The organism is Thalassospira sp. (assembly GCF_048059015.1).
GTDB lineage: Bacteria > Pseudomonadota > Alphaproteobacteria > Rhodospirillales > Thalassospiraceae > Thalassospira.
This window is the reverse complement of the sequence record NZ_JBLLNT010000004.1, coordinates 239,231-251,207: the sequence shown is the minus strand read 5'-3', so window position 1 is coordinate 251,207 and position 11,977 is coordinate 239,231. Positions and strand designations below refer to the sequence as shown.

Annotated in this window: 9 protein-coding genes; 5 read left to right on the top strand and 4 right to left on the bottom strand. The window is 54.1% G+C overall.

The window, feature by feature from the left end; genetic code table 11:
• Positions 1–128: 128 nt before the first annotated feature.
• From ACMZ66_RS07715 to ACMZ66_RS07705, 3 genes are all read right to left on the bottom strand, one after another.
• Entirely contained in the window at positions 129–2,204 is a 2,076-nt protein-coding gene (locus ACMZ66_RS07715) for a methyl-accepting chemotaxis protein (protein WP_416936033.1), read from the bottom strand.
• A gap of 164 nt (positions 2,205–2,368) precedes the next feature.
• Positions 2,369–4,810: an EAL domain-containing protein gene (locus ACMZ66_RS07710; protein WP_416936032.1), complete on the bottom strand. Its 2,442-nt coding sequence runs from the start codon at positions 4,808–4,810 to the stop codon at positions 2,369–2,371.
• Positions 4,811–4,815: 5 nt separating this feature from the next.
• Positions 4,816–5,874 (bottom strand): sensor histidine kinase, encoded by a 1,059-nt coding sequence (locus ACMZ66_RS07705; RefSeq protein WP_416936030.1) that lies wholly within the window; start codon positions 5,872–5,874, stop codon positions 4,816–4,818.
• A gap of 425 nt (positions 5,875–6,299) precedes the next feature.
• Here ACMZ66_RS07705 and ACMZ66_RS07700 point away from each other — a divergent pair, with 425 nt between their 5' ends.
• Complete coding sequence (locus ACMZ66_RS07700) at positions 6,300–7,892, top strand: lysine--tRNA ligase (RefSeq protein ID WP_416936028.1); 1,593 nt, start codon at positions 6,300–6,302, stop codon at positions 7,890–7,892.
• Positions 7,893–8,037: 145 nt separating this feature from the next.
• Positions 8,038–8,994 (top strand): proline dehydrogenase family protein, encoded by a 957-nt coding sequence (locus ACMZ66_RS07695; protein WP_416936026.1) that lies wholly within the window; start codon positions 8,038–8,040, stop codon positions 8,992–8,994.
• A gap of 60 nt (positions 8,995–9,054) precedes the next feature.
• On the opposite strand, the gene ACMZ66_RS07690 is transcribed toward ACMZ66_RS07695, so the two are convergent.
• Positions 9,055–9,639, bottom strand: a complete 585-nt coding sequence (locus tag ACMZ66_RS07690) for a hypothetical protein (RefSeq protein ID WP_416936024.1) — start codon at positions 9,637–9,639, stop codon at positions 9,055–9,057.
• Positions 9,640–9,840: 201 nt separating this feature from the next.
• Here ACMZ66_RS07690 and ACMZ66_RS07685 point away from each other — a divergent pair, with 201 nt between their 5' ends.
• The 3 genes from ACMZ66_RS07685 (at position 9,841) to ACMZ66_RS07675 (ending at position 11,975) form a co-directional block, all read left to right on the top strand.
• Complete coding sequence (locus tag ACMZ66_RS07685) at positions 9,841–10,431, top strand: TetR/AcrR family transcriptional regulator (RefSeq protein ID WP_416936022.1); 591 nt, start codon at positions 9,841–9,843, stop codon at positions 10,429–10,431.
• A gap of 92 nt (positions 10,432–10,523) precedes the next feature.
• A complete protein-coding gene (locus ACMZ66_RS07680) occupies positions 10,524–11,267 on the top strand; it encodes a hypothetical protein (protein WP_416936020.1) in 744 nt (247 codons plus the stop codon).
• Between the two features lie 120 nt (positions 11,268–11,387).
• A complete protein-coding gene (locus ACMZ66_RS07675; RefSeq protein WP_416936019.1) occupies positions 11,388–11,975 on the top strand; it encodes a DUF4136 domain-containing protein in 588 nt (195 codons plus the stop codon).
• Positions 11,976–11,977: the final 2 nt, after the last annotated feature.

Sequence of the window (11,977 nt, the reverse complement as noted above, 5' to 3'; positions counted from 1 at the left end):
GAATGATGGCCAAAGGTGTGATTGCCTAGGCCAATTCAACCACCGAATGCTGTGCCAATCAACAAAATGACGGCACCAAGATCGGTGCCGTCACTAAAATGTTTGTAAAGCCCAGATGCTTGCGCGGTTTAGATATTGCGCAGGCGATCAAGGAAGCTTTTGACCTGTGTATCAAGGTTGCGGGCTTCTTCGGCAAGTTGGGTGGCACCGGCCTGAACGTTTGATGCGGCTTCACCGGTTTCCTGGGATGTGTTGCGCACAATCCCGATCGAGGATGAAACTTCGTTCGTGCCTGCAGCGGCCTGTTGGACGTTGCCCGAAATTTCCGCAGTTGCTGCACCTTGTTGTTCAACAGCTGATGCGATTGCTGTGGCAATTTCGTTGATGTTGGAAATCGTTTCGGTCACCCGTTCAATCGCACCCACTGTGTTTTGGGTTTCAGACTGGATAGATCCGATCTGCTGGGCGATTTCATCTGTTGCCTTGGCCGTCTGGTTGGCAAGGTTTTTAACTTCCTGTGCCACAACGGCAAAGCCTTTGCCTGCTTCGCCTGCACGGGCGGCCTCGATCGTTGCGTTCAGGGCCAGAAGGTTGGTCTGGGCCGCGATATCGTTAATCAGGCTGACAACTTCACCGATGCGAACAGCGGCCTCGGCCAAACCGGTAATCATGGTGTTGGCGCGTGATGCTTCTTCGACGGCGGTGCTCGAAATGTCAGATGATTTCGCAACCTGCGAGCTGATTTCCTGAATGGAGGCAGACAGTTCTTCGGTTGCCGATGCCACGGTTTGCACATTTGCACTGGCTTCGTCAGCGGCGGCCGCCACAACCACGGCCTGTTCGGAGCTCTGATCAGCGGCACGGCGCATCTGGCGCGATACTTTTTCCATATTACCGGCACTGTCAGAAACATTGACGACGATGGAGCCGACCGATTTTTCGAACTCGTCGGCCATTTGCAGACGGGTACGATTGCGTTCTTCGCTGGCGCGCTGTTCGGCTTCAAGCTTTTCGCGTTCGGCCTGCTGCATGCCAGCTGATGCTTCCTTGAAGGACTCAAGCGCCTTGGCAATTGCGCCGATTTCATCGTGTCGCGTCAGATAAGGAATACGGACCGAAAAATCGCCCTTTTGCAGACTGTCGATCACGCCCGCCACACTGGTCATCGGACGCGACACCAGCGCTTTGGTGGAGAACAGCACAACTGCAATGACGATAACCAACAAGATAATGCCACCGATCAGCGTGATGTTACGAAGGTTGTCCGCTGGCGCAAAGACCGTTTCGAGCGGCACATTGACCACAACCCCCCACTGGTTGGGGTAGCCCGCAATGGCGACCGGCACAATCATATGCATGGTGGTATCGTCGTCGATGCGGGTTGGCTCGCCACTTTTCATTGCCTGAAGGATGGCGGCCTGAACGACATTGGCATTATCAAGCTTGGTCCCGCGCACTGCCGGGTCTTCATGGGCAACCCACGTGCCCTGGGCCGATACCAGATTGACCGTGCCCGTGCCAAACGGGGTCAGTTCGGCAAAGCGTTCGGAAAGGGCGTTAAGTTCAAGGTCCACACCCAAAACGCCCAGGAATTTGCCGCTGGCATTTTGCACCGGATAGACGAACGAGGTCAGAACGACATCGCGGCCTTGAATGTCATAGGTGATCGCGTCGGTGACATAGGGTTTATTGGTGTCGCGCGGGGTGGTGTAATATTCATTGACCTCGGGGTTATCAAGACCCGTGAGGTGATAGGGAACGATCCCATCCCCGAAGTTATAATAATAGGTCACATATTGACCGGTACCGTCACCGAATGGTTCGCCTTCGTTCTTGTAATCGGCGTCCTTGCCATCAAGGGCATTGGGCTCGAAGCCTGACCAGGCGCCGGCAAGCGAAGGGTTATCGACAAGCGTGCGGTTGAGAATTTCGTTATAGGCTTTGCGATCCGTGCCGCCTTGTTCGCGAATGGCGCGGAACGCGCCGGCAAGGTTTTTGGCAACGGACATCCCGCTATTGAGTACTCGACCGGCCTGTTCAGCATGATGGCGGGCAACGGAACGTGCTTCGCCTTCTGTCAGTTCTTCGGTGGTACTGCTGGTCTGGATGGTTTGAAGGGAAATACCTGCAATCAGGCAAACAGCAATGGCAAAGGCGCTTACGAAGGTAAGCTTAGCGCCAAGGGACAGAGTGGAAAATTTCATTAAACCGTCCTTCCGACCTACTCTTTAGAGGTATCTAGCGCATATGGATATCGCGCCCCTTAATTCAATAACTTGGCGGTGATTTCGCGCATGACGATAGCATCGCCTATCCTGAAGAGGAAAACGATTTTGCTCAAACGTATTAAGGGATGCACCTGACGGATTTATGAAATCTTTGAGCTGACCAACTGCTTGCTAAAGATCTGATCGGCGGGCAGGGGTTTGCTAAACAGATAACCCTGCAGTTCGATGCGCTTGATCCCGCGCAGGAATTCAAATTGCTCGGCGGTTTCAACGCCTTCTGCTGTGACAAGCAGTTTAAGGGAATGGGCCATGGCCAACATCGCCTCGATCAAGGCGACATCGTCATTACTATCGGGCAGGCCATTGATGAAGGCCCGGTCGATTTTAAGGCGGCTGATCGGAAGGCTTTTGATCGATCGCAGGCAGGAATAACCTGTCCCGAAATCATCGATTGCCAAAGAAACGCCGACCGCGCGCAATTCATGCAAGGTCCTGATCGAGTTGGCATCGTCCTGGATCATGCTTTCGGTGATTTCAAGTTCAAGAAACTCTGCGGGCAAGCCCGATATGGCCAGTTCATGCTGTACAGTATCGGCGAAATGGGCCGTTTGCATCTGGCGCACAGAAACATTGACCGCCATGCGGATTTTCTCGCCAAACTCATCTTGCCAACGCCGTGCCTGCGTGCAGGCTTCGCGGATGACCCAGTTGCCGATCTCAACGATCAGGCCGCTTTGTTCCGCGACAGGGATGATTTCATGGGGGCCGAGCAACCCATGAATGGGGTGGTTCCAACGCAACAGTGCCTCAACACCAACCATCTGTTCGGTCTTGGCATCAATTTGCGGTTGGTAATACAAAACCAGTTCATTGTTTTCCAGCCCGCGCCGCAGTTCCAGTGACCGCGTCAGGTAATGGGTGGCGTTATCAGTCATTTCGGGCTCATAAAATGCCCAGGTCCGCCGACCACGATCCTTGGCGGCATACATCGCTGTATCGGCCAAGCGGATCAGGTCCTGCGGCGAATTGGCATGGTTGGGGTAAAGCGAAATGCCGATACTGGCCGAGAGCGTCATTTCATGGCCAACGATATAGAACGGGCGTTGCAGTTCCTGAATGATCTGTTGCGCCAGGTTCGAGGCAGCGGCTTCGCTTTGGATATTTTCGCGGATGATCAGGAATTCATCCCCGCCAAGACGCGAAATGGTGTCGGTCCGGTCCGTTACTGCCTTGATCCGGGTTGAGGCGATCAGGATCACCTGATCGCCTGCGGCATGGCCCAGCGTGTCATTAATGTTTTTGAAATCATCAATATCGAGAAACAGGCAGGCGACAATTGAGCCGCGCGGTTCGCAGCGTTCAATGGCACGGTTAAGGCGGTCCGTTGCCAAAAGCCGGTTGGGCAGGCTGGTCAGGCCATCATATTGCGCCAGATAATGCAGTTCCTGTTCGGCCTGCCGGATGGCGGTCCGGTCCGAGACGATAGACACGAAATGGGTTAGCTCCCCATCATCGTCTTCGACGGCAATGATCTGGGTTGCCAGCGCAATCGGGTCGCCTTGGGCGTTGCGGGTATCGATATCGCGGTGCCAATGGCGGCGATTGCGAAGTGTTGTAAACAGCTCCTGATAAAATTCGGCCGAGAATTCTTCGGGGGCGAGAAAATAGGGGGGCTTGTTCAGCGTGCTTTTCGCGGTATGCCCCGTGATCCGGTAATACGCCTGATTGGCGTTGGTTACGGCCAGATCAGGATCAAGGATCAGGATGCCATCCTGGGTCGTTTCGTAAACGGCCATGGCTTCGCGAAGCTTGTCCTTGGTGATGCGCTGATCGGTGATGTCTTGCATCATGCCAATGATGCGTTGGGTGCCGTTCGGACTGCTGACAAAGGATCGGCCGCGCGCACGGAACCAACGATAATCCCGGCTTTCCCCGTTGCTACGGAAGACAACGTCATAAAATTCGCCGTTATGAACCGCATTGCTAAAGGTCTTGCGCACCATGTCGCGGTCTTCAATCGCGACACGGTTCAGGAAATCATCCCAGCTTTCGGTGACGGTTTCGGTTTCCTGAAGCGGACTGACAAAATTGCCAAGGCCTGTGCTGTGCATTTCACGGGTGGCGACATCAATTTCCCAGCAACTCATTTGCGCTGCTGTCATGGCAAGTGACAGGCGTTGCTGCGCATCACGCAAAGCCAGTTCGGCAATCCGGCGCTCCAACGCCATCTGGATGGTCGCATGGAGTTCACGGTCGGAGAACGGTTTGATCAAAAAGCCGTAGGGGCGGGTTTTCTGAGCCCGCGACAATGTCGCATCCTCGGAATGGGCCGAAAGATAAATGACCGGGATCATCAAGTTCTGGGGGATACCCGCCGCAGTTTCAATCCCGTCAATATCGCCATCAATGCGGATGTCCATCAAAATGATGTCGGGTGGATCGCGTTCGATCGCGCGGAGTGCGTCATAACCCTCGGTATGAACGCTTGTGCGCTCGTAGCCCAGCTTTTCAAGCTGCTTGCGCAGATGCAGGGCTATGATGCGTTCGTCTTCGACAATCATGACATGAACTGGATGACGCATCGTTCTCAGTTCCTTATCGCGAATGTGATGACAAAGGTGGTCGCGTCTTTGGTGTCGACCTCAAGCGTGCCGCCAATCTGATCGACAAGCAGTTCAATCAATTGCAATCCAAGGCCGCTATCCTGCCCCAATTTGAAGCCGGCAGGCATGCCGCAGCCGGTATCGGAAACGGTCAGTTCGACGATGTTGTTCTCATCGCGCTTGGTCGAGACGCGAATTTCGCCCTGGTGGCCATTCGGAAACCCGTGCTTGAGTGCATTGGCGATCAGTTCGTTGGCGATTAAGCCGCATGGCACTGCCTGATCAATCGCCAGTTCAACTTCGGCCATATCGCTGACGACGTGAATGCGTTCGAGGTCAATGTTATAGGCCGCAAACAGCGATGAAATCAGGCCTTCACAGAAATTGGCGAAATCGACTTTGGCGATGTCTTCGCTTTGATAGAGCGACTGGTGGATCTGCGCCATTGAGCGCACCCGGTTACAGCTATCGATCAGTGCATCGCGTGCACGTCTGTCTTCGACAGAAGCGGTTTGCATATCGAGCAGGCTGTGAACGATCTGGAGGTTGTTTTTAACCCGGTGATGGACTTCGGACAGAAGCGTTTCCTTTTCTCGAAGGGATCTTGCGATCTGTTCTTCGCGGTGTTTGCGTTCTGAAATATCGGAGATGGCCGCAAGGATTTGATGGCGTTCGCCACTTGTGATCGGGTTTAAGCCGATTTCCACGGGAAACTCGCTGCCATCTTTGCGAAGGGCAAATAAATCGCGCCCCGGACCCATCGGGCGCGGGGTCGGGTTATGTGAAAAGGATCCACGCAGGCCCGGATGTCCGGCGCGAAAACGCTCCGGGACGAGCATTTCGATCGGCTGGCCAAGCAGTTCCGCACGGGCATAACCAAAGATGATTTCCGTTTGCGCATTGACCATTTCCATCAGGCCTTCGGCACTGATCAGGATCATCGCATTGGGCGCGTATTCAACAACGCGTTCAAATCTTTGATCAGCACTGTCGACCGCAATTTTGTCGGTGGACTGCTGTGAAAGGCTGCCGCCAAGCGACATTTCGTACCTCATCTTACTGCATATAATCAGTAGTCCGGCGCGGCTTGTGCGCCCGTTACGAATGTCAGATACAAACGTATTAGTTTTGACTAATTCTGCAATTCGGCCCAATTGCGCGAATCTGCATCAATTTGGCGATTAGGTGGCGTTGTAATCGCGTTATAGTTGGATATCTGCCGCTAACAGGTCAGTTTCAACTACACTTAGGAGTAGGCGGGGCTGTTTTGGGTACTATTTTTGACCCGTATTTTCCGCAGATGCGAAAATGCGTGGAATTCCCGGATTATTTGGCAGCTATGCGCAACAGAAGCTTGATCTTGGCCACTGGTGAGGTATAGCTTCGCGCACGCGCGTGGTCCGGGTGACTATGCGCAGCTACGATTTCCAATCAAATCAACGATCAATTGACAAACAAGGTTTCAAAAATGACAGCCGATCTTCGAGATGCCGCACTTAACAGCAACGTCTGGGCCTTTCAGGAAGCCAGCAAGCTGGTCAAGCGGTATAAACAGAAGGCGCCTGAAAAGGGCTATGTCCTTTTTGAAACCGGTTATGGTCCGTCGGGTCTGCCGCATATCGGCACCTTTGGCGAAGTCGCGCGCACAAGCTATGTCCGCCGCGCGTTCGAAACCATGTGCGATATCCCGACCAAGCTGTTCTGCTTCTCCGATGACATGGACGGGCTTCGCAAGGTTCCCGACAACATCCCGAACAAGGACATGGTTGCCGAACATCTTGGCAAGGCCCTGACCAGCGTTCCGGACCCGTTTGGCACCCATGAAAGCTTTGCGCATCACAACAATGCGCGCCTGTGCGAGTTCCTCGATAGCTTCGGGTTTGAGTACGAATTCAAATCATCGACCGAATGTTACCGTTCGGGCATGTTTGATGCGGCACTTCTGCGCCTTCTGGAACGTTATGACGCGATCCAGAAAATCATGCTGCCGACCCTTGGTGAAGAACGCCGCGCGACCTATAGCCCGTTCATGCCGGTCGAGCCTGAAACCAACAAGGTTCTGATGGCGAAAGTCACCGAGCTTAATGTTGAAGCCGGGACCATCGTTTATGAACATCCGGAAACCGGCAAGCTGGTTGAAACCCCGGTGACGGGCGGTGCGTGCAAGCTGCAGTGGAAGCCTGACTGGGCGATGCGCTGGTATGCGCTGGGCGTGGATTATGAAATGGCGGGTAAAGACCTTATTCCGTCGACCGAACTGGGCAACAAGATCGTCCGTGCGCTTGGCGGTACCCCGCCGGAAGGCTTCAATTACGAGCTGTTCCTTGATGAGAACGCACAGAAAATCTCGAAATCCAAGGGCAATGGCCTTTCGATGGAAGATTGGCTGAAATATGCGCCGGAAGACAGCTTGTCGCTGTTCATGTTCCAGAAGCCGAAAACCGCAAAGCGTCTGTATTTTGATGTTATCCCGAAAACTGTGGATGAGTATCTGACCTTTGCTGAAAAGCTGAAATCCGAAACCGATCCGACCAAGATCCTGCAGAACCCGGCCTGGCACATTCATGCCGGTACCGCACCTGATCGCGACATTCCGCTGTCGTTCGGTATCCTTCTGAACCTGGTTTCGGTTTGCAACACCGATGACCGTGATCTTCTGTGGAAGTTCATTTCGCGTTACGCGACCGGCGCAACCCCGGAAACGTCACCGTATCTCGATAAACTGGTTGGCTATGCCATCAACTATTATCGTGACTTCGTCAAACCGACGAAGAAATACCGTGCCGCAACCGAGGCAGAGCAGGCCGCACTTAAGGACCTGCGTGATACCCTTTCGAAAATCGAACAGGGTACTGACCCGTCTGACATCCAGACCGAAGTTTTCACCGTGGGCAAAAACCACAATTACGAAAACCTCCGCGACTGGTTCAAAACGCTTTATGAAATCCTGCTCGGTCAGGAACAGGGCCCGCGTATGGGTTCCTTCATCGCCCTTTATGGCATTGAAGAAAGCGTTGCGCTGATTGACCGCGCACTTGCAGGTGAAGACCTGTCGGTCTGATCTGATCCGCAATAAACACCGATTAAAAACGGCTCGCCATTTGGTGGGCCGTTTTGCATTTGGCCTGTGGCCCATATCGTTCAATACTTGGCGGGTTTGATCGGCTATGCCGATCCTTTGCGTCACCAGCAAGGAATTGAATGTTATGGGATTTTGGCAGAAATCAATGATCGCGGTTGCCTGCTCCAAGCCGCTTCGCGCCATGGGCGAGGCGGCCGGTCGAAAGACCGGACTATCGGATCAGTTTGTCAGTGCCGGGGATGCGGATGGCCATGTCGCGCGCGCCTTGGCGCTTCAGGCCAGAGGTATTCGTATCTCAAGCTTTTATCTCGGCGAATATGTCGAGGATATCGGTCAGGTCCGCGAAACCGTTGATCAGCTTACCAAGGTCATGCCGGGCCTGCATCAGGCCGGACTTGATGTGCATGTCTCCATCGATCCGTCGCAACTGGGCTATATGCAGGACCCAGCGATTTTGGCCGAGAATGTCGATCTGATCGCAGCCCAAATCAAGGAAATCGCGGAACAGGCAGATAGTGCGCAAACCATCCGGCTGATGATCGATATGGAAGATTTCGACATGGTCGATGACACGCTGGCACTCCATCATCGCCTTTGTGATGCGGATGTGCCGGTTGCTCAAACGCTTCAGGCCCGATTACATCGGACCGAGGCCGATTTGGGCGACATGATTGCGCGCGGTGCGATGGTAAGGCTGGTCAAGGGGGCGATGGCCCCGCCCGCCAGTGTTGCCTTTACCAACCGTGATCAGATTGATCGCAATTACATGAAGCTGGCGGGCATGATGTTGTCTGATACGGCCCAGCAAAGCGGGTTTTTCCCGGTGTTTGGCAGTCATCACCGCGAATTGGTCATGAGCATCGCCAAGCTTGCCGATCAAAACGGCTGGTCGCGTGACGGGTTTGAGTTCGAGATGCTGTATGGCGTCAATCAGCCCCTGCAACGCGAATTGCTCGAAGCCGGATATCGCCTGCGCCTTTATGCGCCGTTTGGTCAGGACTGGTGGGCTTATGCCTGGCGCAGGGTAGGGGAGAACCCCAGAAACCTTGGGCTTTTGATGAAGTCGGGCTTTAACCGATAACGAAAACGGGGATCGTCACTTGATGATCCCCGTTTTAATTCTTGCTCGAAGTCCGGCCGACTATTGCTTGTCGGCGGCGTCCTTTTTGATGTCCTCAAGCGCCTTGACGACATCGTCAAGTTTGCCCTCCAGGACTTGCGGATCAATCGGCTCGTAACCCTTTTCGATTTCTTTGAGCAACAAAGCCGTTGCAGCCTGCATTGCCGCTTCGTTCGCGGCTTTATAGTCAGCAGCGGACAGAGCGCCATTCATATGAGCAAAGCAGTTATATGATCGCGCATCGCGATAAAACTGGATCGCCGCAGTCCGACGCAGAAGTGGTGTGATGTTTTCTGCTACAGCGCGGGAAAATTCAGCTTTGCCTTCAGCGTCAAGTTTGGAGCTTTCAAGCGACAGTCCTGCGGTGAGGGCCGCTGTCACGGCGACGGCAACATCAGGCGGTGGTTCCGGGCAGACGCGTGAGTCCTGATCGAATTTGGCAACTACAGTTCGATAAGAAGCCGTTGTCGACAGTGCGCCAACCTTTGGTTCACCGAGTAATGCGCTGCCACCGACAACCTGATCATGAATATCGCCACTGCATCCCGCCGTTAAAAACGACAGTGCTGTGACCCCCGCAAGCGATAACATTCTGGCTTTGTTCATCGTTGATTTCCTGAGAACGGGTTGATGTTACATATCCTATCAACGGACGCTAATGTTAGTTCAGGTTGTTGTTTATCTGCAAGTGGCAATCATAGGTATGCAAATCCTTGGAGGGTGATCCGGATTTTCGTGCGGATTGACAATCTGGAAACAACGATGTATTGAGTAAGTTAACTTACTCATTTTTAATTGGTGATGATCATGTCGGTCAAACTCAGCTCCGAAGAAAAGCGTAAGAAGCTTGCGCGTGCGGCGATGAATGTGATTTGGCGCGATGGCTATCACGGGGCCACCATTCAGGCTGTCGCCAAAGAGGCCGGATTGCCCGCCGGTGGCGTGTTTTATCGTTTCCCGAAAAAGCATGATCTAGCCCGGGCCGCGCTTGAAACGATGGAGGCCGAATTCACCCCGCTTTTGGGCAGTATTGCGACCAAGGGTACGGTTGATGAACGGCTTTCGATCTTCTTTGATTATCTGGATGCGATGACCCCGCGCCGGGTTAGCCATGGCTGCCCGCTTGCGCGTTTGATGCTCGATCTTCCCGATGATCCCGACTTTGCCGAGGCGCGCAAGATCGGGCAGGCAGTGTTTAATTCATTGATGGATTGGGTGTCGGATCAACTGGCAAAGGGCGGGCTTGATGCCAAGCGTGCAGCGATTGAAGGCCGCCGGATTGTTGCCCGCTGGCAAGGGGCGATTGTGCTGGCCCATTCGATGAATGATCGCAGCATTCTTGATGATGAAATCAGCGATCTGCGCGAAACCGCATCGGCGTTTGTCGCCGGGAATTAGAGTTCCGTTCCGGGCCGCCCCAGCCCGACGGTTCCCCAAGCCGACTTAAAACCAAATCCCCCTCGCAAGCCACCAACGCGAAAGTGCCCCACATGCTTCATACACCCCGTGTGCTAACCACAGACCTTGGCCGTGATCCGAAATCGGCCCTGATTTTCAACTTCGTCCGACTTGGCATTCGCGACAAGCTTTATGGGTTGCGCCAATGTATAGGGTTTGGCCGCCCCGATCGCGCGGTGCTGGATCATTTGGGTGTACCTGATAGCGCGATTGCGACCAAGGCAACCGAATGGGCCGCATCGATCCAGCCTGATTTCGTACAGTATCATGGGCTGCGCAGCTTCGCCTTTGGCGTCGCCTTGGCCGAATATCATGATGTTCGCTTTGATCGCGAGATGCTGTATATCGCAGCGATCCTGCATGACATTTCCCTGGCATCAAGTGCCCATGATGGTCCGGGCTCGTTCGAGGTGGAGGCCGCCGGATGCGCCCATCGCTGGTTGGCCGAACAAGGCTATGATCAGGAAAAGGCGGATGTCATCCATGAGGCCATGGCGCTTCATTCCGCAGTGTGCCACACCGGCCCGCGTGACCCGGAAGGGTTGCTGTTGCATCTTGGTGCGGGTGTTGATGTGGTCGGCATGCAGGTGATGAATATTCACCGCGATGTGCGCGCCAAAATCCTGCGCGATTATCCACGGACAGGCTTCGTGAAGGATTTCGGCCAACTGGTTGTTGATCAGGCCTATCACAAACCGCAATGTCATATCGCCGGGCTTGTGGATGTCGGTTTTAAGAAGGCTTTGGCATCAAACCCGTTGGACCGACCGGCGTGAATGCTTCTATCCTTGCCATGATCACGGCATTTTCTGGTGATGAAATCCTGCCTCTCACACGTCATATCATATGAAGGCGTGTGGTGGGCCGCATGCCATGGATGGACAAGGGATGGTGCGATGACGACGGTAAAACTTGCGATTGCCGGATTGATGGTCTTGATGCTGGGGGCTTGCGCCACAGGTCCGCGCGTTTACACCGATGCCGATCCGGCAACCGATTTCGGCCAGTTTGTCAGTTTTGCCTTCATGGAAGGGGCAGGCAAAAGCGGGTCTTCGCAATATCAAACCCTCCGTGGTCAGCGGATCGAAGATGCGATTTCAGCATCCCTTGAAGCGCGCGGATACGCCGTGGATATCCATAACCCCGACCTTTTGATCAATTTCCATCTTAAGACCGAAGAAAAAACGCGAACATCTCCGCCAGTCTATTATGGCGGCTATTACGGCTATCGCAGTGGCGTCTATATGGGCTGGCCGGGATATGTGGAGCCGGGCCATGTCGATACATATACCGAAGGCACGCTCAGCATTGATCTGGTCAATCGCCGCACCAATCAGATGGTGTGGGAAGGAACGGCAGTTGCCCGCGTCACCGATACATCCATGGCAAACACCGATCAGGCCGTGCGCGAAGCAGTAGCAGCGATATTTGCGCAATATCCGTTCGTTGCGGGAAGCGGGGTTCCAATCGCGCCCGCGCAATAAGA